This is a genomic window from Citrobacter sp. MGH105 (genome assembly GCF_001037485.2).
In the GTDB taxonomy this organism is placed as follows: domain Bacteria; phylum Pseudomonadota; class Gammaproteobacteria; order Enterobacterales; family Enterobacteriaceae; genus Citrobacter; species Citrobacter portucalensis.
In genome coordinates, this window is sequence record NZ_CP073048.1 from 2340395 (window position 1) to 2363705 (window position 23311).

General features: G+C 51.1%; 15 protein-coding genes. 6 read left to right on the forward strand and 9 right to left on the reverse strand.

Going from position 1 to position 23311, the window contains the following annotated elements; translation table 11 throughout:
* Positions 1 to 267: 267 nt before the first annotated feature.
* Both SK35_RS11250 and SK35_RS11255 read right to left on the reverse strand, forming a co-directional pair.
* Positions 268 to 768, reverse strand: a complete 501-nt coding sequence (locus SK35_RS11250; protein WP_048216234.1) for a hypothetical protein — start codon at positions 766 to 768, stop codon at positions 268 to 270.
* Positions 758 to 1549, reverse strand: a complete 792-nt coding sequence (locus SK35_RS11255) for a winged helix-turn-helix domain-containing protein (protein ID WP_231504598.1) — start codon at positions 1547 to 1549, stop codon at positions 758 to 760. The genes SK35_RS11250 and SK35_RS11255 overlap by 11 nt, the downstream gene beginning before the upstream one ends.
* A 277-nt stretch (positions 1550 to 1826) precedes the next feature.
* Between SK35_RS11255 and SK35_RS11260 the strand changes: the two genes are divergently transcribed.
* Together SK35_RS11260 and SK35_RS11265 are read left to right on the forward strand one after the other, a co-directional pair.
* The gene (locus tag SK35_RS11260; RefSeq protein ID WP_048216235.1) at positions 1827 to 2360 is read left to right on the forward strand and encodes a hypothetical protein; all 534 of its coding nucleotides are present in this window, start codon (positions 1827 to 1829) and stop codon (positions 2358 to 2360) included.
* 371 nt (positions 2361 to 2731) lie between these two features.
* Positions 2732 to 9697 carry an autotransporter outer membrane beta-barrel domain-containing protein gene (locus SK35_RS11265; RefSeq protein WP_048216431.1) on the forward strand — a complete coding sequence of 2322 codons (6966 nt, stop codon included), beginning with the start codon at positions 2732 to 2734 and terminating at the stop codon, positions 9695 to 9697.
* Positions 9698 to 9918: 221 nt separating this feature from the next.
* Here the strand turns inward: SK35_RS11265 and ychF are convergent, their stop codons facing one another.
* Together ychF and pth are read right to left on the reverse strand one after the other, a co-directional pair.
* Positions 9919 to 11013 carry a redox-regulated ATPase YchF gene (ychF, locus tag SK35_RS11270; protein ID WP_003020818.1) on the reverse strand — a complete coding sequence of 365 codons (1095 nt, stop codon included), beginning with the start codon at positions 11011 to 11013 and terminating at the stop codon, positions 9919 to 9921.
* Between the two features lie 115 nt (positions 11014 to 11128).
* On the reverse strand, positions 11129 to 11713 hold the full coding sequence (gene pth / locus SK35_RS11275) for an aminoacyl-tRNA hydrolase (RefSeq protein ID WP_048216236.1): 585 nt from the start codon (positions 11711 to 11713) through the stop codon (positions 11129 to 11131).
* A 274-nt stretch (positions 11714 to 11987) separates the two neighbouring features.
* Here pth and ychH point away from each other — a divergent pair, with 274 nt between their 5' ends.
* Positions 11988 to 12269, forward strand: a complete 282-nt coding sequence (ychH, locus tag SK35_RS11280) for a stress-induced protein YchH (RefSeq protein ID WP_003833480.1) — start codon at positions 11988 to 11990, stop codon at positions 12267 to 12269.
* Positions 12270 to 12395: 126 nt separating this feature from the next.
* On the opposite strand, the gene lysC is transcribed toward ychH, so the two are convergent.
* Positions 12396 to 13757 (reverse strand): lysine-sensitive aspartokinase 3, encoded by a 1362-nt coding sequence (gene lysC / locus SK35_RS11285; protein WP_048216237.1) that lies wholly within the window; start codon positions 13755 to 13757, stop codon positions 12396 to 12398.
* A gap of 608 nt (positions 13758 to 14365) precedes the next feature.
* Here lysC and SK35_RS11290 point away from each other — a divergent pair.
* Both SK35_RS11290 and SK35_RS11295 read left to right on the forward strand, forming a co-directional pair.
* Positions 14366 to 15751: a diaminobutyrate--2-oxoglutarate transaminase gene (locus tag SK35_RS11290; RefSeq protein WP_008784983.1), complete on the forward strand. Its 1386-nt coding sequence runs from the start codon at positions 14366 to 14368 to the stop codon at positions 15749 to 15751.
* A 15-nt stretch (positions 15752 to 15766) separates the two neighbouring features.
* Positions 15767 to 17230 carry a pyridoxal phosphate-dependent decarboxylase family protein gene (locus SK35_RS11295; protein WP_048216238.1) on the forward strand — a complete coding sequence of 488 codons (1464 nt, stop codon included), beginning with the start codon at positions 15767 to 15769 and terminating at the stop codon, positions 17228 to 17230.
* 97 nt (positions 17231 to 17327) lie between these two features.
* Here the strand turns inward: SK35_RS11295 and dauA are convergent, their stop codons facing one another.
* From dauA to lolB, 4 genes are all read right to left on the reverse strand, one after another.
* A complete protein-coding gene (dauA, locus tag SK35_RS11300) occupies positions 17328 to 18983 on the reverse strand; it encodes a C4-dicarboxylic acid transporter DauA (protein ID WP_003833472.1) in 1656 nt (551 codons plus the stop codon).
* Between the two features lie 151 nt (positions 18984 to 19134).
* On the reverse strand, positions 19135 to 20082 hold the full coding sequence (gene prs, locus SK35_RS11305; protein WP_001518537.1) for a ribose-phosphate diphosphokinase: 948 nt from the start codon (positions 20080 to 20082) through the stop codon (positions 19135 to 19137).
* A gap of 269 nt (positions 20083 to 20351) precedes the next feature.
* The gene (gene ispE / locus SK35_RS11310) at positions 20352 to 21203 is read right to left on the reverse strand and encodes a 4-(cytidine 5'-diphospho)-2-C-methyl-D-erythritol kinase (protein ID WP_048216239.1); all 852 of its coding nucleotides are present in this window, start codon (positions 21201 to 21203) and stop codon (positions 20352 to 20354) included.
* Positions 21200 to 21823 carry a lipoprotein insertase outer membrane protein LolB gene (gene lolB, locus SK35_RS11315; RefSeq protein WP_003833422.1) on the reverse strand — a complete coding sequence of 208 codons (624 nt, stop codon included), beginning with the start codon at positions 21821 to 21823 and terminating at the stop codon, positions 21200 to 21202. Before lolB ends, ispE begins: the two co-directional genes overlap by 4 nt.
* A gap of 211 nt (positions 21824 to 22034) precedes the next feature.
* Between lolB and hemA the strand changes: the two genes are divergently transcribed.
* Positions 22035 to 23291: a glutamyl-tRNA reductase gene (gene hemA / locus SK35_RS11320; protein ID WP_048216240.1), complete on the forward strand. Its 1257-nt coding sequence runs from the start codon at positions 22035 to 22037 to the stop codon at positions 23289 to 23291.
* The last annotated feature ends 20 nt before the right edge of the window (positions 23292 to 23311 follow it).

A 23311-nucleotide genomic window follows, 5' to 3' on the forward strand; every position in this document is an offset into this window, starting at 1 on the left:
TGGCATAGCTGAGTGTCATGTTCCCGTTCTCAAATAAATTCAGACCCTACAAACTATTCCCTTCATAGGCTACTAAGAAGCCAATCCAACAGAAGTATCTAACTGAAAACTCATTGCGTTTACATGAAAGTGGTCAAATGCTTGATATACCTCATTGGACGTCACATGATCTGTGCCGCCCTGTACGGACAGGGCTATCTCGTTTGCAATGTCCAAACGAGGTAGCTGAGGCTAAATTGGGGCATATGCGTGGCGGCGTTGAAGGTATTAGGATTTACTGACACATAAAAGTGATGGTGAAAAAATGTTGCCTATCAGATATGCATTTTGAAGTTTTGATACATGCATTCGTTTCTCTGGTTCAGAGCTATCGTAGATGGCTTTAGTAAAAAAATCATCAGGCATTGTGTCAGCTGATTTCTTTCTCAGTCGTGCTTCAGAAAGCCTTACGGTGCCAGAATCTAGCATCACGTATTCAAACGCAATGGTACGCTGGACGCTACTTTTCCCAACGCCATGCTCTCCTGTTTCCGTAACGACACCAGAAAAATCAACCTCACCGGATCCGTCTTTATAAATCTGAACGTATACACTGCCATTGAATTTCACCCCATGAGGTAATTCTGGCATCGAGATCGTCGATACACAGTTGATGCTTATCCCATTATTGGGTGCCCAGTCAGCGATTCCTGTCGCGCGAACAGCAATTGCTGAAACAAACGCAATTGCTGAGACGCTTATCAGTGTTTTTTTCTTATTAATTTTCATGGATATAGATATCCTTGCAACCTGCAAATTTAGTTTGTTCTTTGTTATTCCAGGTGCAGCGGGACAAAAATACGCGTCCTTTTTCACCGTAGGTGTATAGATCGTCAGGCTGGAAGAAGTAGGTCGCACCCTGAATGCACGGAAGGTAAGTGTTTGTTAACAATCTGGCTTTTTCGAGTTTGACGGACATCATTTCTGGGGAGTTGTTATAAAAAGTATACACAGGGCACTGATCAATCTTACCGAGTTTCCAAGTCTTTATAGCTGAAATCATATCAGAAGCACCATTTTGTAATGGGTAAAAGGCTATAACCAGTGAACTCAGCAACAAAGTCATTACCAAAATCCAGATTTTTGCCGATACTTGCGTTTTTTTTATTTGCACCGATGCCTTAACATTTAATGAATTGATTTCACGGTAGTTATCAGTCTCTCTGATAGATATAGAGTCATCAGGAACCAAGAAGCCCACCCGGGGTATAGTCTGAATGACTTCCTGATTACAGCCGAGATCGTGGAGTCCTCTTCGTATAAATGAAATGTACTGGCTCAGAGAGTTATTCGAGGCCTGAAACCCATTCTTATCCCAAACATTAACTAAAAGATCCTCACGGGAAACGACCTTGCCTCGTTGCTCAAGCAGGAACGAAAAAATACGATTCGCCGTGATGGAAAGTACAACCGAATTTTCGGGTGATGAAAGACTGGCAAGGACACCATCATCAGTTCTGAATGTTACTTCGTTGTAAATTTGGTAAAGCATATGTGTATTCATCTGCATATGATTGTTCCTCTCTATTTTAGCTGATATTTCACGTTTTGACATTGTGCTCTATCACGCATACGCATTTTGCAGTTAGATATTTTATAAAACTATTTCTTCTATTGCTTTATCAGAATATCTACCTATATGACATAACATTACTTCTATAGATTCCTGGGTAAGGTGTTGTTGTATTATTATTTTCGTCTCAAACCCTCCCAGTAACGAGGCTCTTCGTGAAGGTTCTGTCAATTAATTTTGAGAACATCATGAAGGGCATTATCAGGATTTACTCATGATGGATAGGCAAACATTCATGGTCATCACGCATGATACTTTTCTTCGTCAGTCTATTTTCGCTTTAATGAAACAAATTTGTTGTGAAAATAGAATATGTTTCATTGATGTCGATTCATTTAACTCGCTTGGAGAACTGAATGACACCCTATATCACTTTTCCAAAGAGGATGAAATTCGAACGATTTTGATCTCTCGCGGGTTATGGATCTCTAAGGTTATCTCATCTCAAATTGATTTATCTGTGTATGATGATTTAAACAAATGGCGACACCTTATAACGATAGCTAAACTAAAATCGGTGAGTAATGTAATTGAAAAAATTGAATTCTTCAAGGACTTCAAAGGAATGAGCCAATGTGAAGTTAAAACAATTCAATCATTAAAACTTTCAGAGAGTATTTTCTTGGCTGCAAAAAAATCAGGCGTAAGTTATAAAAACTTTTTGAGAAGTACACTCGCTATAGCAAAGAGGTATAATCTTAAAAACACCGCCAACCTGCACTTCTTTGTTTACAGGTTTAATAAATAGGATTACTCTCAAAAAAGTTTTTCCAGGGTGGTAATCCCCCCTGGAGCTTTTTAATCATGAAGCTATTAGTTAACGACATGCTGAAAATATATATCGATAATATGTACTCACCAGAATGTATACTTCCGCTAACCAATAAAATGTCGTGTAACACCATTTAAAATTCAGCACGATAATCTTTAAATATTTATTTTTATAGATGATGTATCTATAAATAACGAATTATTCATTATATATACCCTAGAAGAGGGGCGGCAAGTAAAATCACTCACGAAACGCCTGAGCTAAAAATCAGGCACTGATAATTTTGGCCCAAATTCACCTGTGAAGTAATCGCGAAAGAAAATGGGCTGTTAAAAGCGAGTGAGATGATGAACAAAGTATTTAAGGTTATCTGGAGCGTAGCCCGCTCGTGTGCCGTTGTTGTTTCCGAACTGGCACGTGGAAACGTACAATCAAGCAGTTCTTCGCTTATTACGGAAGAACAATACAGCGCAGAATTCCAGAATGCATATGTTTTTCGAATGGCACCTGTCGCTTTATTAATGCTTGCACTTTTTCCAGCGAAATCACAGGCAACAGATTATGTAGTAGACTCCATGACCCCACAAGATGCCATAGAGATAACAGTGAGTGGACGGGATAATACATTGTCAGGTAGCTTTTCGAATGTTTCGTATGGTAATAGTGGTTACACCAATATGACTCTGGGTGAGGCTTATGATAAAGGTCTTCTAGGTACTAATAGTGAGTATGTTAAGAATAACAACATATTTAACATCGGCTCGCAAAGCAAAGTAATTGACTTTATAGATCCAGTTACCGGGAATACGACATCAATAGCGGTCTACGATAATGATGCGATGGTCATTAACTCTCTCGCCGACTTTAATGTTACGATTTCAAATGCCGTGGGTGCTAACGGCCAGTATATAGATCGTAATCTATACAACGTTAATAGTGGAGCCACTCTTGATGTCAATGTTGGAAGTCAGGATGCCAACTGGATTAATGATAGGGAAAACTTATTTAGCGCTGTTTTCAAAAGTTCAAATACGAGTAGCATAAATAAAGCATCAGTTTTTAATGTTTCCAGTGAGTCTGGTGACAAAGCAGAGCTTAATTACCATTCTAAAACAATAGCCCAGTTAGGTAATGATTACAACAATCACAGTGGTGGCACGGCTATTGCGTACCCAGTGATTGACGAATTTACAGGTGAGTTCACCAGCAAACTTGGGCCACAAAATGTGACAAATGTGGAGGAGTTTAAAGCTTACAACGCTGCGTTAATCGCAGCGATTGAAAAAGGTGAGCTCTCAATGACCAGTGCAGAGTACAACGCTGAACTGAATTTGGCGCGAACTACCGGGTCTATCCCTATTTATGCGAATGAGGATGGGATTGCGTCTGATGATGCAGTTAGAGGAACGGTTAATCGTGATACCGTCTCCTACATCCACGGAACCGGCAAAGATGCCGTTATTAACATTGATAAAGACGCTAATCTGCAACTTTTTTGGTCTGATGCATCGCTGGTTAACCTGGAAAATGGTGCAACCTTAATCAATGAGGGCACACTAGGGTCGAATAACAATACGCTTCGTGGGGCCTATGTCGTCGCCGTTCACAGTGGTTCTGTATTTGAGAACAACGGGGTTGTTGATGCAGGGACTAACCCTGACATGGCTGAAAAATTGGGTTCGAGCGCAGCATTAGTCGCAGCAGGCCAGCACACGGCTATCCTGGCAAACGGCACATCCACTGTTAATAACAATGCCACTGGCGTGATTAACCTGGCAACGAGCTCTTCTCAATACAGTAATAAAGGTGTCCTACTCTCTTCGTCTGCGGTGCTGACAAATGACGGCACGATAAATGTCGCATCAACCGCGCAGACGAATACCACTGGCACACCGGTCACAACAGGTGTTGAGGCCGGCCAGCAATCAACATTTAACCATAACGGCATGTTGTACATCGGCCGGGAGGCTCAACGTGAGGGGACGGATGCGACTAACGACCTTCGTATTTCGGGAGACTCCATCGGTGTTCTGTTATCAGGCAGTGCGACGTATAACGGCGATAGGGCCTCAAAAATTGTAATTGGTTCTCAGACAACGAACGCAACAGCCATCGTTGTTAAAAATACCGCGACGTTAAATCAAAATGGCACGATAGAGATCAACGGCGATCTGCCCGGCGAATCCTCGATTGCGAACGTGGGGATCAACGTAAAATCAGGTACCGGTGAAAACCGGGTCGTGAACAACGGCGTAATCAATCAAAACGGGCAAAACAGTATCGGTATTGATGTGGAAGCCGGAGGAAAAATCACGCACGCGGGTGTCATTAACGTCAACTCCGGTGTAGATGAGGGGACGCATTACGCGAACTACGGTATCCGGGCGAGTGGTGAGGATGCCCTCGCCGTGGTATCAGGCGACGTCAATCTCAATGGCGATTATGCCATCGGTGTTCAGGCGCGTGATAAAGGCACCATCACCCTGGTGGATGACGGAACGGTGACCTTCAATGAAGGGAGTCACCAGACGGGGTATTACATCTACGGTGCCGGATCGTCAATTATCGATAATGCCACGAGTAATCAAACGGTTTCGACGACAGATTCGACACTTTATCGCGTCGATGGCGGCGCTGCGTTTGATGGTTCTAGTACCAATAAGTCACAAATGAATGCAACGGGTGATAACTCCACCATTATCCTTACGACGGATGCAGGTAGCAGTTTTAACTCCGGCAAGCTGGCGTTAAGCATTATGGGTGAAGGCTCAACTGGCGTTCGTATTGAAGGCGGTGCTACGGGGACAATCACGGCGGATGCCGATATTGTTAAAGTCGCCGGTAAGGGCACAACGGCGGGCATTGTTGACGGAAACTACTATGGCCTGGATGGTGAAGTCGTTGAAGCCAAAAAAGGTGAGTCGGTATTAACCAGCTATGCCACCCTTGAAACGGCCAACACCGCTGACGGCGCTTTCGGCTATATCGCTCGTAATGGTGGTACGCTGAACCATAAAGGCACTATTGATTTTGATCAGTCGGACAGTACCGGAGTGCTGATTTCCGGCGGTACGCTTAACAACGACGGCGATATTCAGGTGAATGGCGTGGCGGTCAATATTCAGGGCGCAGATTCCGTGGTGAACAATAGCGCGACCGTTTCTGCAACCGATGGCACCGCGGCGTATCTGGTCGAGAGCGACGCAACGCTTAACCTGACCGGTGAAGGGCAAACTTCCGCTGACGGCACGGCGCACGCCATTCTGTTGGCAAGCGGGGCGAAAGGGCTGGTCGTTGATGGCGCAACCATCACGATGGCCGCGGGCGGCAGCGGTAACGCCATTGAAAACCAGGCCAACCTTGCCGGTATTCAACTCAAAGAGACCCACATTACCGTCGGAAACGGCGTTGGTGTGCATACCGGGGCTTCCATGGATCGGATCAACTCTGGCACCATCAACGTCACTGGCAGCGGCACAGGTATCCTGTTTGAAAGTATGGACGGTTCGCAAACCGATCAGACCCTGGATATGTCCGACTCGCGCGATCTGGTCATCAACGTCCAGCAGGCGGGTGGTAAAGGGATCGTCACCAATTCCTCCGCAGACCTGAAAACCGGTGCCAGCGTCAACGTGCTGGACAGCGATGGCGCAGAGGCGCTGGTTGTCGGCGGGACCACGAAAAATATTGAACAGTCGGGCGAGCTGACGTCAGTTTCCACTTCGCATGCGGTGGTCGATGCAGATAACGGCTCTCTGGAAAGCTTCCTTAATAAAGGGGTGATCCGCGCGCTGGATGCTTCGCAAAAAGCGCTGGAAATCGTTAAAGGGAAGGGCATTGCCTTTACCAATGCCGCGGAAGCCAGCATCACCGGGATGGTAAATTTACTGAGTGGCGATAACACCGTCACGCTGGAGTCCGGCAGTACGGCAACCGATATCACCACCGGTAACGGCAGCGATCTCTTCTTGCTGAAAGACATCAAGGCGACGGAAACCTCGCTCTTCACCAGCCTGAATGGTGGAGAAGGTGAAGACACGCTCCGGTTGCAGAACGCACAGTACACTCTGAACAGTGCCGACGCCATTACCGGCATGGAGCATATCGATCTGACCAGCAACTCCGTGTTTACCGTCAATAACGTCGACTTCGTCCTGGGTGACGCAAAAGATGATGCAGCGAATACGGGTTACAGCATTGATACGAACAGTACGCTGCAACTGAACGCGACCGGCGATATGGCGTTCAACAGCCACCTCTCGGGAACCGGGACCGTGTCTGTGGATGCGTCCGGCAAGGCGTTTGATTTTACCGCCAACAATGCCGCAGACGGTTTCCAGGGCACGCTTGCGCTGCAAAACAGCACCTTTGAACTGGCCGGGTTAAATACTCAGGCCCTGGCTAAAGCGACGCTGAGCGCGGGTGAAGGCAGCCTCACGCATGTCGGCAAGGGCGAACAGAATATCGGCGGGCTGGCGTTTAACGGGGGCACGGTGAGTTTCGACGGTGTTACGCCGGGCAAAACGCAAGCGGATGGTACGATCCATGCGGGTAAAATGGATCTGAGTGGTCGCGGGACCGTTCAGGTGGATACCGGCAGCGTCAGCAATGATCATCCACAGGCGGATACGACGCTCTCCCTGCTTGAGCAGGACGACGCACAGGAGTTGATCAAACTGGCTACCTCTGACTCCGCTGTGCAGGGTGGTGCGGGCAACCTGACGTTAACCGACAAAGACGGCAACGTTATCAGCGATGGCGTGGTGGCTGACATTGAGCAGAATGGCGACGTGGTGGCCAAAGGCACTTACGATTACCGCCTGACCGGTGGCGAAAACGACGACGGGCTGTATATCAACTACGGGCTGACGCAGGTCGAACTGCTGGCGTCCGGCAGTAACGCACTGGTGCTGGATGCTAACGGTAAAACAGGTAATGCCGCTGACCTCAGCGCCCGCGTCACCGGTTCAGGAGACCTGGCCTTCGACAGTGCCAGAGGCCAGACCGTGTCACTTTCCAATATGGATAACGACTACACCGGCATCACCGATGTGCGTAGCGGCAACCTGCTGATGAATAACAACGACGTGCTGGGGCAGACCAGCGAACTGCGTCTGGCATCTGACACTGGTTTTGATATGAACGGCTACAGCCAGACGGTCGGTAAACTGACGGCCGCTGTCGATTCTTTGCTGAATATCCATGGTGGCAGCCTGACGATTGCGGATGGCGGTGAGGCGAACGGCACCTTAACAGGTAGCGGCGCGCTCAACCTGAACGGAGGAACGCTGACTGTCACGGGTGAAAACAGCACTATGACCGCGAAAACCACGATTGCCGAAGGGGCCACGGCGTTGCTGAACTCTACGCTGGGCCTCGGCACCGGCGACATCGTGGCGGCCGGTACGCTGGCGTTAAGCAATGCCGCAGGCGTACTGTACAACGCCATCAGCGATAACGGCAGTGTCGAACTGACCGACAGCGATGTGGTGCTGGCCGGTAACAACAGCGAGTTTACCGGAACCTTTGACATTGATGGTGGATCGCAGCTTACCGCGTCCGTGGCTGAACATCTGGGCGATGCGGCGGTGAAAAACGCCGGTTCCCTGGTGCTCAACAGCGCCAGTAGCTGGGACCTGAACAACATTGTTTCCGGTGCGGGCAGCGTTACCAAGCTCGGCAGTGGCACCATCACCGTGGGCGAGAATGCCGAGTGGACCGGTGCCACACACATTGAGCAGGGGGGCCTGCAGCTGGGCAGCGAGATTGCTTCAGTGGTGCTGAGCAGCAAGCAGGTCAATATCGCAGGACAGGGAACGTTATCCGGGTTTGGCGGCGTGGCAGGTGATATCAACAACGCTGGTCTGCTTCAGGTTGGCACCGCTGAGAGTATAGGTACGCACACATTTACGGTGGGCGGAAACGTCACCAACAACGGTACGATGGCCACCGGTGTGTCCGGTCAACAAGCCGGTAACCAACTGGTGATTAAGGGTAACTATGCGGGCAACGATGGGCTGCTGTCACTTAACACCGCGCTTGGCGACGATAAATCCGTCACCGATAAGCTGGTGGTGGAAGGCGATACCTCCGGCAACACGTATGTCACGGTGACAAACGCCGGGGGCAAAGGGGCGGCGACCATCAACGGTATTGAAGTTATTACCGTTGAGGGGGCGTCCGACGGTGATTTCACCCAGAAAGGCCGTATTGTTGCCGGGGCGTATGACTACACCCTGAACCGCGGTACCGGTGAAAACAGCAGTAACTGGTATCTGAACAGCAGCAAAACGGACCCGGGCACGGATCCGGGTGATAAAGAAACGCCGGATCTGCGTCCGGAAGGCGGCAGCTACACCGCAAACCTGGCGGCGGCTAACACCCTGTTTGTGACCCGTCTGCACGATCGCCTGGGTGAAACACAGTTCATCGACGCGTTAACCGGCGAGCAAAAAGTCACCAGCATGTGGATGCGTCACGTGGGCGGCCACAACAACTGGCGTGATGGCAGCGGGCAGCTCAAAACGCAGAGCAACCGTTACGCCGTTCAACTGGGCGGTGATGTGGCGCAGTGGAGCCAGAGTGGTCTTGACCGCTGGCATCTTGGTCTGATGGCCGGTTACGGCAACGACCACAGCAATACCCACACGTCACGTACGCAGTATGGTTCGAAAGGGTCTGTGAACGGCTATTCCGCCGGGGTTTACTCAACCTGGTATGCCAACGACGAGACGCACAGCGGGCTGTATGTCGATACCTGGGCACAGTACAACTGGTTTAACAACAGCGTGAAGGGTGAAGGTCTGCAGGGCGAATCCTATAAATCGAAAGGGGTGAACGCCTCGGTGGAAACCGGCTACACCTGGAAAATGGGGGAATACCAGACGCGTGAAGGTTCGACCAACGAATGGTATATCCAGCCGCAGGCACAGGCCGTGTGGATGGGCGTGAAAGCCGACGATCACCGTGAAAGCAACGGCACCCGCATCACCAGCAGCGGTGACGGTAATGTGCAAACGCGTCTTGGTGTGAAAACCTGGATCAAAGGCCACAGCCAGCTCGATAACGGTAAAGCGCGTGAGTTCCAGCCGTTTGCCGAAGTTAATTGGCTGCACAATACCCGTGATTTCAGCACCCGGATGGACGGCGTTAACGTCAGCCAGGCCGGAACGAAAAACCTGGGTGAGGTGAAAGTGGGTGTCGAAGGGCAGGTCAGCCCACGTTTCAACCTGTGGGGCAATGTCGGCGTGCAGGTGGGTGATAAAGGCTATAATGACAGTGCGGCAATGATCGGCGCGAAATGGAACTTCTGATAATCGTCTCCTGACCTTTTTGCCAGGCAACCAGTGGTTTGCCTGGCAATCCTGCTGGTTGGACTGACCCCACGCTCGTAGACAAATTCTTTCCTCACGACGGGGCCTGTTCAATAAGTTGAGACATTATGAAATGAAAAATCCACGCAATTGCGTGGATTTTATAGGGTTTTGCGATTCTCATGAGATTCGTTGGAACCTCATGAGACAGCAGATTTTATTTAGACGTTGAACAGGAAGTTCATGATATCGCCATCTTTGACGATATAGTCCTTACCTTCGGCACGCATTTTCCCAGCTTCTTTCGCACCTTGCTCACCTTTATAGGTGATGAAATCTTCAAACGCGATGGTTTGTGCGCGGATAAAGCCTTTCTCGAAGTCGGTATGGATTTTACCGGCTGCCTGCGGAGCCGTGGCACCGACAGGAATGGTCCATGCACGGACTTCTTTCACGCCAGCGGTGAAGTAGGTCTGCAGGTTCAGCAATTCGTAGCCAGCACGGATAACGCGGTTCAGGCCCGGCTCTTCCAGACCCATTTCAGCCATGAATTCTTCACGGTCAGCATCATCGAGTTCTGCGATGTCAGCTTCAACGGCTGCGCAAACGGCAACCACAACAGAACCTTCGGCAGCCGCGATTTCGCGCACTTTATCGAGGTACGGGTTATTTTCAAAACCGTCTTCGTTGACGTTGGCGATGTACATTGTTGGCTTCAGCGTCAGGAAACTCAGGTATTTGATAGCCGCTTTGTCTTCGTCAGTCAGCGTTTTCAGCGCGCGCAGCATGCCAGCGTTTTCCAGCTGTGGCAGGCATTTTTCCAGCGCAGCCAGTTCTGCTTTAGCGTCTTTGTCGCCGCCTTTGGCCTTTTTCTGCACGCGATGGATAGCGCGCTCACAGGTGTCGAGGTCGGACAACGCCAGCTCGGTATTGATAACTTCAATGTCGTCAGCCGGATCCACTTTGTTATTAACGTGGATGATGTTGTCGTTTTCAAAGCAACGCACCACGTGGCCGATAGCTTCGGTTTCACGGATGTTGGTCAGGAACTGGTTACCCAGACCTTCACCTTTGGACGCACCTTTTACCAGACCGGCGATGTCGACGAATTCCATCGTTGTTGGCAGGATACGCTGCGGTTTGACGATTTCGGCCAGCTGATCCAGACGCGGATCGGGCATCGGGACAACACCGGTGTTCGGCTCGATAGTACAGAACGGGAAGTTTGCCGCTTCAATACCCGCTTTTGTGAGCGCGTTGAACAGGGTGGATTTGCCTACGTTTGGCAAACCGACGATACCGCATTTGAATCCCATGTTTAAATCACCTTAATCTTTTGATATTCAACCTGTTATGGAAAACAGATTGTAGAAATGTAAATAACTTTGCCTATTATACACAGCACGCGAGAAAAATGCCCCACATCGCTACTTATTGCGCTTTAAAGGTGTGTAACCGGCTCGTTGCTTTGGTCAGGCCATCTTTGAACAAAATCTCGGTACAACGTACCGCTTCGTCAATTGCTTCATCAATTAACTTCTGTTCTGAAACAGGTGGTTTGCCTAAAACAAATCCGACAACTTTGTTTTTATCGCCTGGATGGCCAATTCCAACGCGTAAACGATGAAAGTTGGGGTTATTACCTAACTTGCTAATGATGTCTTTCAGGCCATTATGTCCGCCATGGCCGCCGCCAAGCTTAAATTTGGCAACGCCTGGCGGCAGGTCTAACTCATCGTGTGCGACCAAAATTTCATCGGGGTTAATACGATAAAAACTGGCCATCGCACCGACAGCCTTGCCGCTCAGATTCATAAATGTGGTTGGCACCAGCAGACGGACGTCTTCACCTTCAAGCGTAACTCTGGAGGTGTAGCCGAAGAATTTCGGCTCATCGCGCAGGGGAGCGCGTAATCTTTCTGCCAGCAGATCGACATACCATGCGCCTGCATTGTGTCGCGTTGCCGCATACTCTGCGCCGGGGTTCGCCAGGCCGACAATCAATTTAATCGCCACGTGTTTTGTCCTGAGTGTTTCGATAAACGACGTGTAGTTTACTGTCTGACGCTGCTGTTGACAAAAAACTGCGTGCTTATCGCCAAAAGCTGAATAATTGCACAAATGGACTATTAGAAAATGAGTATGTTCAGTAGCTTATTTGTAAAGTTTTGTTGCATGAGTGTTTGTAATTGTGATCGCTCCCGCACTTGCGAACGGCAGTGTTGTCTATACTTTACACATAAGGATTAGGGGTATTCCCTGTAACAACCCAAAGTTCCGGAGGTGACACATGAAACGCAAAAACGCTTCGTTACTCGGTAACGTGCTCATGGCTTTAGGGTTGGTGGTGATGGTGGGTGGTGTTGGTTACTCTATTTTAAACCAACTGCCGCAATTTAATCTGCCACAGTTTTTCGCACATGGTGCCGTGCTCAGTATTTTTGTTGGTGGTGTCCTCTGGTTGGCGGGTGCCAGAGTGGGGGGGCACGAACAAATCAGCGATCGTTACTGGTGGGTGCGCCATTATGACAAACGCTGCCGTCGCGGTGATACCAATCATCGGCATAACTAAATAGCTCTCCCAGCTTGGAGGGCAGTTGTTTGAACACAAAGTCCTGGTTTAAAAACCAGGGCTCTGCTTGTTCGTCAGTACTGGGTTAAACGACTTCTACCCTTGGTGGCATACTACAAAGAAGCGTTATTCGAATAACCGATAATGTAACGCTTTGATCGCGCTGTCTGCATTGTCAGCCGGCAACAGGATGCTCAGGTTGTCGTTTGATGCCCCATGGCAAATCATTCGTACCGTATGCTCTTCAAGCCAGGCAAAAACGTCTTTGCAAACTCCCGCAGCCTGTGTGAGTTGATTCCCCACCAAAGTGACCAACGCCAGCCCGGTTTCCACTTCCACCCGACAGTGGGAGGACAATGCGGTAAACAATGCGGTGGTCAACACATGGTCTTCACCTGAGGTTGCATGAGTGGCGTCCAGCGCCAGCGCAATACTATTCTCTGAGGTTGTAACCAAATCCACCGTGACCGCATGGCGAGCTAAAATGGCGAAGGACTGCGCCAGGAAAGAACAGGAAGTTTGCTTCTCCAGACTGTGTAACCGCAACAGCGTCTGTTTACGACGCACGGCGAGCGCGCGATAGCGAGGTGGATTATCGGTGGTGTTGTGCACCAGCGTACCTCCGGCGGCAGTATCCTTACTTGAGCCAACAAAGACCGGAATGCTTTTACGCATTGCCGGGAGCAGTGTCGCCGGGTGGAGGACCTTCGCACCGTAGGCGGCCATATCGCTGGCCTCGGAAAATGAGATATGGTCGATTCGTTTGGCCCGCGGCGCAATGCGTGGGTCGGTGGTGTAGATCCCTGCGACGTCGGTCCAGATGTCAACGCGTGTGGCGTGAAGCGCCTCACCGAGAAGCGTAGCCGTGTAATCACTACCGCCGCGTCCAAGCGTTGTGGTGTGCCCTGCGGCATCACGCCCGATAAATCCCTGAGTCACCATAATCGCTTGCTCAAGACGAGGGCGCAGGTGAGTCTCCACCTGGTGGTGCAGTGTGCCAAGCTCGGGTTCGGCACAGCCGAAGTTCGAGTTAGTACGCATCACGCTACGGGCGTCAAACCACCCGGCCTCAGCATGCCGTTCACGTAACACTTCAGTAAACAGTAGCGAGGACATCAGCTCGCCATGGCTGACTAATTCATCGCTTAACGCATCAGACGGCGAAACCATCGCCGTTTGTGCAAGACGACGGATATTGTTTAGAAGATTATCGATTTCCGTGCTGATAACGGACGGCTGCTTCAGGCGGGAAATAATGTTGTATTGGATGGCGCGTAAAGTCTCAATCTTATCTAATTGTTGATGTGTTTCCAGACCTTCAGAAAGCTCAACCAGTAAGTTTGTCACGCCTGCTGAAGCAGACAAAACGACTAAACGGACATCTTGATCAGCAAGGACAATGCTGGCGCTGCGGTTCATCGCATCAAAATCAGCGACGCTGGTGCCGCCAAATTTGGCAACGACGGATGGTGGATAAATGCGAGTCATAACAATCTCATATCAGGGCGCCATAAAAGTATGGCTAGAAAATTTTCATTCTCGGCATAAGGGAACGAAGTTCGCCTTACGAAATGTCCGCCCGCGAACATTTCTGCTGACAACCCAGGGAATACCTGTTGTCGATAACGCGTGTCGCCTGTACGCGTTATCGGGTGCTGCGCATTAATTTTATCTACATAGCCTGCAAATAAGCGCGCCATACTAAGTGATTTATATTGAGGGATCGACTTTTTTATTCGATTTATCGACAAATAAGTGAAAAATCATGTCATCACAAGATATTGCGAGCATCATTAATGGTAAAAACGTGTAAAAAAATAATAAAAACACGAAAATTCCATGGTTTTTATTAGATTGTCTGCGTTGCAATTAGCTACAACATTGTTAATTAAATAGATATATTTCTTTAGGATTTAGTAATGGTAAATTGTTGTTACACTTTGAATTTAAAGGGGAAAGTTGTTATTTTTAATGCCGAAAAATAAATGATTGAGTCCTAAGCTAAAACAACATATATTAGCCGCGCTTTTTTACAGGTAATCCTTATAACCATTTATTCAATCAGGCGTTAATCTACACCTGGTTGTAGGAGTGATATGATGACGGATAAAGTCCGTATTGATACTTTAAGTGCTAATTCATTACCACAGAGCAATGATACCTTTTTAGCAAGACAGGCTGAGTTTGAATCTAATGTCCGCAGCTATCCACGTAAACTGCCATTAGCGATCGCTAAAGCGCAGGGCGTCTGGATTACTGATGTAGAAAATAATCAATATCTTGATTGCCTGGCAGGTGCCGGAACCCTGGCGCTTGGTCATAACCATCCTGAAGTGCTGCAGAGCATTCAAAGTGTCATCACAAGCGGCTTACCGTTACATACGCTTGACCTTACCACGCCGTTAAAAGATGAATTCTCATCTTATTTACTTTCTTTATTACCGGGTCAGGGCAAAGAATATTGCCTGCAGTTCACCGGTCCGTCCGGCGCAGATGCTGTTGAAGCGGCGCTGAAGCTGGCGAAGAAAGTCACCGGCCGTTCCAGCATCATCAGTTTCTCCGGTGGCTACCACGGGATGACCCACGGCGCGCTATCCGTGACCGGCAACCTGTCGCCGAAAGAAGCGGTCAGCAACATGATGGCGGAAGTGCAGTTTATGCCGTATCCGCATCAATACCGTTGTCCGCTGGGTATCGGCGGCGACGCTGGCGTTAAAGCATTAACCTACTACTTCGAAAACCTGATCAACGACGTTGAAAGCGGCGTGCGTAAACCGGCTGCCGTGATCCTCGAAGCGGTGCAGGGTGAAGGTGGCGTGAATCCGGCTCCGGTCGAGTGGCTGCAACGCATTCGTAAAGTGACGCAGGAACACGGCATTCTGCTGATCATCGATGAAGTTCAGGCGGGCTTTGCACGTACCGGTAAACTGTTCGCCTTCGAACACGCCGGTATTGAGCCAGATATCATCGTGATGTCCAAAGCGGTTGGCGGCGGTCTGCCACTGGCGGTGCTGGGCATTAAAAAGCAGTTCGATGCGTGGGCTCCGGGCCACCACACTGGTACTTTCCGCGGCAACCAGTTGGCGATGGCGACCGGTCTGACAACGCTGAAGATCCTCAAAGACGACAAGATTGCCGATAAAGTTGCTGCCCAGGGCGAGTGGCTGAAAGGCAAACTGGCTGACCTGCAGAAACGCTACCCGGTTATCGGCCAGGTGCGCGGTCTGGGTCTGATGATCGGCCTGGAAATCGTGAAGCCGAACGAAGCGCAGGATCACATGGGCTGCTATCCGGCCGATGGCGAGCTGTCCGCGTTGCTGCAGAAAAAATGCTTCGAAAATGGGCTGATTCTGGAGCGAGGTGGCCGCAACGGGTGCGTGCTGCGCCTGCTGCCGTCACTGCTGATCACCAACGCTGAGCTGGAAATCTTCCTCGATAAATTCGAAAACGCCCTGCTGGGCGCTGGCGTGAAGCCGGTTTAAACGGAGTTGGATCGAATGTCAGACGTAAACCCGATTCTGTCCGGCTCGGCGCAAAGCATTGCAGCTTATCAGGACGCTATCGAGCAGAGTACGCAAGCGGTCGTTGAATGGTTAAAGCAGCCTGAGATGTATCAGGGTAAAACCGTTGAGCAACTGCGTGAACGTATCAACCTGAATTTTACGTCTCAGGGCCTGGGCAACCAGGCCGCTATTGAGCGTGCGGTTGAATACTTTCTCAAAGACAGCTTGTTGGTTCACCATGCGCAGTGCGTGGCGCATCTGCACTGCCCGAGCCTGGTGATTAGCCAGGCGGCGGAAGTGCTGATCAACGCCACCAACCAAAGTATGGACTCCTGGGACCAGAGCCCGTCGGCCACCATCATTGAGATCAAGCTGATCGAGTGGTTGCGTGAGCAGGTTGGATACCCGGCAGGCGATGCGGGCGTATTCACCAGCGGCGGTACGCAGAGTAACCTGATGGGCCTGATGCTGGCGCGTGATGCTTTTTTCGCTCGCCAGGGGCACTCCATTCAGCAGGATGGTCTGACCGGTGATCTGAGTAAAATCAAAGTGTTCTGCTCTGAAAGCGCGCACTTCTCCGTGCAGAAGAACATGGCGCTGATGGGGCTGGGCTACCGTTCCGTCACCCAGGTGAAGACCGATGCGTTTTCACGCATGGATCTGGCTGACCTGAAAGACAAGCTGGCCCAGGCGAAAGCCAACGGTGAGCAGGTGATGGCAATCGTCGCCACTGCCGGTACTACCGATGCGGGCGCAATCGATCCGTTAGCGGATATTGCAGCGCTGGCTGCAGAACATCAGGTCTGGATGCACGTGGATGCGGCATGGGGCGGGGCGTTACTGCTTTCTGAGAAGTACCGTGACTTCCTGAACGGCCTTGAACTGGCAGATTCCGTGACGCTGGATTTCCACAAGCAGTTCTTCCAGACCATCAGTTGCGGTGCGTTCCTGTTAAAAGATGCGCGCCACTACGAGCTGATGCGTTACCAGGCGGCGTACCTGAACTCTGATTTCGATGAAGAGGCTGGCGTACCAAACCTGGTATCGAAGTCACTGCAGACCACGCGCCGTTTCGACGCGCTGAAGCTGTGGATGGGCCTCGAAGCGCTGGGCAAAAAGCAGTATGCCGAGATCATTGATAACGGTGTGACGCTGGCGCGTGATGTTGCTGAGTTTGTCAAAACCCAGCCACATCTTGAACTGGTGATGGAGCCGCAGCTGGCAAGCGTGCTGTTCCGCTTCCGCCCGCAACGTGACGACGTGGCGTTTGTCGCGCTGCTGAACCAGCGTATTGGTGACGTTCTGCTGGCTTCTGGTAGCGCCAACGTCGGCGTGACCGAAGCAGATGGTGTCACCTGCCTGAAGCTAACGCTGCTCAATCCGACGGTATGTCTGGAGGATGTTAAAGTCCTGCTGGCAAGCGTGAAGGCAACGGCTGAGCAACTGTTGAACGCGTAAGCAATAAGCTTGTTATAAAAATGGCTCCCAAGTAAGGGAGCCATTTTTTTGTCTGTCATTTGCAATCCGGCGGCGTTTCGCCTGGCCGGGCTACACGTTAGCGGATATCTGCTAGCGCAGCATCTTTATTCGGGAAGAACGTCAGGCGCCCGGCAATCGGCTGAATACCCGCGCGCGCCATGGTGCGTAGCGGCTGGAATTCCAGATTACTGATGCGTAATTCACAACCTTCCGGCAGACGTTTTACAAAGCGCTGGAAAGCGTCCAGACCACCGGCATCCAGTACCGGGACCGCGTCCCACTTCAAGACTACGATGCGTTTACCTTCAATACGCGACTCAAGATCGGTAAATAATCCTTCCGCCGCGGCAAAGAACAGCGGACCAATAACGCGCAGCACCAGCACATCGTCCGGTACGTCTACGTTGACCGGCGCCAGGCGAGTCATGCGCGCAATACGACGCATAAACAGCAGAGAGGCGAGAACGATACCGACGCTGATGGCAATAACCATGTCGAACAGTACCGTCAGCGACATACACATCAGCATGACAATGATGTCGTCTTTCGGTGCATGGCGCAGCAAATCCACCACTTTATGCGCTTCACTCATGTTCCATGCCACCATCAGCAGCAGGGCGGCCATGGCGGAAAGCGGTAACCAGGAAAGCAGCGGCGCAAGTACCAGCAGGGCAAGGATCACCAGAATCGCGTGGATAACCGCAGAGATTGGCGAGGTCGCCCCGGCGCGGACGTTTGCCGCAGAGCGGGCAATTGCCGCTGTGGCGGTGATACCGCCAAAGAACGGTGCCACGATGTTACCCAGCCCCTGGCCAATCAACTCGCTGTTAGCTTTATGCTTGGTGCCGGTCATCCCATCGAGTACGACGGCGCACAGCAGAGATTCAATTGCCCCCAGCATCGCCATCGAGAAGGCTGCCGGTAACAGCGCCTGTAACGAGCTCCAGCTCAGGGTAAAGTTTGATTCCGGCATATTCCACGGCAGGACCAGCTGCGGCAGCAACTGCGGGATACCATTACCCTGTGAGCCGTCAGCCAGAATGTAGTGGAACTGAGAACCAATGGTGGCGACATGGCCGCCGGTCAGGTTCACGATACCCATTACCGCACAGCCTGCCAGCAGTGCGGGAAGGTGACCCGGCAGTCGGATCCCCAGGCGCGGCCAGAAAATCAGGATCCCCAGCGTCACTACGCCAATGGCGGCATCGCCGAAATTGATGGTCGGCAAGGCCATAAACAGCGCACCAACCTTCTGCAGATAGTGCTCCGGGACATGGGCCATCTGCAGGCCAAGAAAATCTTTAATCTGCATGGTACCGATGGTGATACCAATACCCGATGTAAAACCTAACGTTACCGACACGGGGATATATTCGATCAGGCGGCCAAAACGAGCGAGGCCGAAAAGGATCAGGAATATCCCGGACATGAGCGTGGCAACCAGCAGGCCTGCCAGCCCAAACTGTTGCGACACCGGATACAGAATCACCACGAAGGCGGCGGTTGGGCCAGATACGCTAAAGCGCGATCCCCCGGTAAGGGCGATAACAATCCCAGCGACGGCTGAGGTATACAGGCCGTACTGCGGCGCAACGCCACTGCCTATTGCCAGGGCCATTGCCAGCGGAATGGCGATGATCCCAACGGTTATCCCGGCGATCAGGTCACGGGTAAAGCGAGAGGCAGTATATTTTTCTTTCCAACAAGCGTCGATGAGGGCGCGGAAAGGCATCACATGTGAGGAAAATAATCTGTTCACAATAATGTTTCATCCATGAGCGCATCATCTGTCAACTAAATGGCAGGTGAAGGAGGCATAAGTCATACAAATAAGTATTGCAGATAAAAAAACCCGCCGCAGCGGGTTTTTGAGCCGGGCTCGATTAATGCTCGAACATAGCAGAGATGGATTCTTCGTTGCTGATACGACGAATCGCTTCGGCCAGCATACCCGACAGGGTCAATGTACGCACGTTTGGCAGCGCTTTGATTTCGTCAGTCAGTGGAATAGTGTCACAGACAACGACTTCATCAATCACTGAGTTGCGCAGGTTGTTTGCCGCATTACCTGAGAAGATCGGGTGAGTGGCGTACGCAAATACGCGTTTAGCACCACGTTCTTTCAGTGCTTCTGCTGCTTTGCACAGCGTACCGCCGGTATCGATCATGTCATCAACCAGAACACAGTCACGACCTGCAACGTCACCAATAATGTGCATCACCTGAGAAACGTTCGCACGCGGGCGACGTTTGTCGATGATAGCCATGTCGGTATCGTTCAGCAGTTTAGCGATAGCGCGGGCACGCACGACGCCACCGATATCCGGAGAAACCACAATCGGGTTGTCCAGGTTCAGCTGCAGCATGTCTTCTAACAGGATCGGGCTACCGAATACGTTATCAACCGGTACGTCAAAGAAGCCCTGGATCTGTTCAGCATGCAGGTCAACGGTGAGGACGCGGTCAACGCCAACGCTGGACAGGAAATCAGCGACGACTTTAGCGGTAATCGGTACACGAGCGGAACGTACGCGACGATCCTGACGTGCATAGCCGAAGTAAGGAATAACGGCGGTGATACGGCCTGCGGAAGCACGGCGCAGCGCATCAACCATAACGACCAATTCCATCAGGTTGTCGTTAGTAGGGGCACAAGTGGACTGGATGATGAAAATATCACCACCGCGTACATTTTCATTAATTTGTACGCTGACTTCGCCGTCGCTAAAGCGACCTACAGCGGCGTCGCCGAGTGAAGTGTACAGGCGGTTGGCAATACGTTGTGCTAGTTCCGGGGTGGCGTTACCAGCAAAAAGCTTCATATCAGGCACGAGAAGAACCTCAGGCATGCGTCCATTGGTGGAAAGAATCTGCCGAAAACTGTGCGGGCCAGGCAGTATCCTCTCCATGCGGTGTATTAAAGAGCGCGATGCAACGTCTGGAACAGGGTGACGTTGTCACCGCAACTCAGCTTGCCCGGCTTACTCTTTATCTTTCGCGTTTCATTTGCGCTGGCATCAATTCCTCACACCAGTTACATACTGAAGTTGTATGCACCTGGCGATTCGTCATTTCGCCATCTTCCTGAAATCCGAAGGATTTAGAGTAACGCTCTGTGCAATGGGGAGAGGTTGACGCCTTTCGCCACAAAGCCTTTGAGCCATTCCGGGGCTTGCTCAAGCACCTGGCGAGCACGAGACTCAGTGTCAAATTCAGCAAAGACACAAGCCCCTGTACCAGTCAGGCGCGACGGCGCGTATTCTAACAGCCAGGAAAGCGCCGCATCAACCTCGCGAAAACGTTTTCTTGCGATAACCTCGCAATCATTGCCGAATTCACATTTTAGTAACGTTTTTATTGACCTTTTTGGCGTGTTGCGCGGGAGGTCGGGATCGTTAAAAATCACCGGTGTCGGAATACTGACTCCCGGATGAGCAACCAGATACCACTTTTCCTCAGGCTCGACCGGCGTCAGAATTTCGCCAACGCCTTCGGCAAAGGCCGCGTGGCCGCGCACGAATACGGGAACATCCGCCCCCAGCGTTAAGCCGAGTGCCGCCAGTTCATCAACCGAAAGTCCGCACTGCCAGAGATGGTTCAACGCCACCAGAACGGTTGCCGCATTAGACGAACCTCCGCCAAGACCGCCGCCCATCGGCAGGCGTTTGTCGATACTGATGTCCGCACCGCTCCCTTTGGGAAGGCAATTGCTTTCAGATGCCGCTTTCATCAGCAAACGTGCCGCACGGACGATCAGATTGTCTTCATGCGCAACGCCTTCCACTGGGGTTAACAGGTGAATTTCGCCGTCGCTACGCGGCGTAATATCTATCGTGTCGCCATAATCAAGAAACTGAAATAAGGTCTGCAGCGTGTGGTAACCGTCCGCACGCTGTCCGGTGATGTATAAAAACAAATTCAGTTTTGCCGGAGAGGGCCAATGGGTCATCATTTCACAATCCAGTTATCCATTTTCAGCTTAATACGCTGGGAGCCGTCGGACAGCTCCATGTTTGCTGGCATCGCTGGCTGGGTTTTGCTGTCGTAGGCGCTATAGACCACTTTCCAGTTTTTACCGTCTTTGCTGTAGTTCACTTCACTCAGACGATATTGGTCGTCGAGCTTATAATCGGTGGCGTCACCTGGCAGTCCAAGGATCCACTGGCGCAGGCTGTTTAATGGGATAGGCATGCCGGTCAGTTTGCCGATCATCTCTTCAGCATCGTCGGCGGTGTAATGCTTGCCTTTGTTATCGACCAGTTCGACGTTGCCAGGCTGCGCATTAAGTTCCAGTTCCGTGCTGCCCAGTGGGTTGGTCAGCAGGAGACGATAGCGATCCTGACCGGTTTGCTGCCAGAAAAAGCGGGCATACACTTTCTGTTGATCGGAAATATAGGCAAACGCACCACGCGTCTGATACTGGTTCAGGGCGCGAACTTCCTGTTGGTGCTGGCGCCACTGCGGAGAATCGGGGCTTTTACCGGGACCTTTAGGCGCGTTGAGCGTACAGGCAGTAAGAACCAGGGCCGCCAGCGGCAGCAGGCGAATCAGGCGAAAATCAGGCAGGGTCATAATGATGACAAATCCTTGAGATACGTTGCAGTTATAACTCTTAATGCTAGCGCCGCCATCAGACATCGTCTACGTTCAAGTTATCTTAAATCGCTTAAATTTGTGCACTAAGCTATTACTCCAAAAGGGGTCAGTCTCTTTTATTGACCGCACGCATCCTGTATGATGCACCCAGTCTAACCTTATCAACGCTGGTACTATTCCCGCACACATGACCCTTTTAGCGCTTGGTATTAACCATAAAACGGCACCTGTATCGCTGCGAGAACGCGTAACGTTTTCGCCGGATACGCTCGATCAGGCGCTGGACAGCCTGCTCGCGCAGCCAATGGTGCAGGGCGGGGTAGTGCTGTCGACGTGTAACCGCACGGAGCTGTACCTCAGCGTTGAAGAGCAGGATAACCTGCAAGAAGCGCTGGTTCGCTGGCTGTGTGAATACCATAACCTCAATGAAGACGATCTGCGCAACAGCTTGTACTGGCACCAGGACAACGACGCGGTCAGTCATTTGATGCGTGTTGCCAGCGGTCTGGATTCACTGGTGCTCGGTGAACCGCAAATTCTGGGGCAGGTGAAAAAAGCGTTTGCGGATTCGCAAAAAGGTCACCTGAACGCCAGTGCGCTGGAACGCATGTTCCAGAAATCATTCTCTGTCGCAAAACGTGTACGTACAGAAACTGACATCGGCGCCAGCGCTGTTTCCGTGGCTTTTGCCGCCTGTACGCTGGCGCGGCAGATATTTGAATCGCTCTCCACGGTAACCGTGCTGTTAGTCGGTGCAGGCGAGACCATCGAGCTGGTGGCGCGTCATTTGCGCGAACACAAAGTGAAGAAGATGATCATCGCCAACCGCACTCGCGAGCGTGCGCAGGTGCTGGCGGATGAAGTCGGCGCCGAGGTGATTTCACTGAGTGATATAGACGCGCGTTTACAGGATGCCGATATCATTATCAGTTCTACCGCCAGTCCGCTGCCGATTATCGGCAAAGGAATGGTGGAACGTGCGCTTAAAAACCGCCGTAATCAGCCTATGTTGCTGGTGGATATCGCCGTACCGCGCGATGTCGAGCCGGAAGTGGGTAAATTGTCTAACGCCTATCTGTACAGCGTTGATGACCTGCAAAGCATCATTTCGCATAACCTGGCCCAGCGCAAAGCGGCGGCGGTGGAAGCCGAAACGATAGTGGAGCAGGAAGCCAGCGAGTTTATGGCCTGGCTACGCGCCCAGGGCGCAAGCGACACTATCCGCGAGTATCGCAGTCAGTCAGAACAGATCCGTGATGAACTGACCGCCAAAGCGTTGGCCGCTCTTCAACAGGGCGGTGATGCGCAAGCCATTATGCAGGATCTGGCCTGGAAACTGACCAATCGCCTGATTCATGCACCAACCAAATCACTTCAACAGGCCGCCCGTGACGGGGATAGTGAACGCCTGAATATTCTGCGCGACAGCCTCGGGCTGGAGTAGCAGCACACCAATCTTATTTT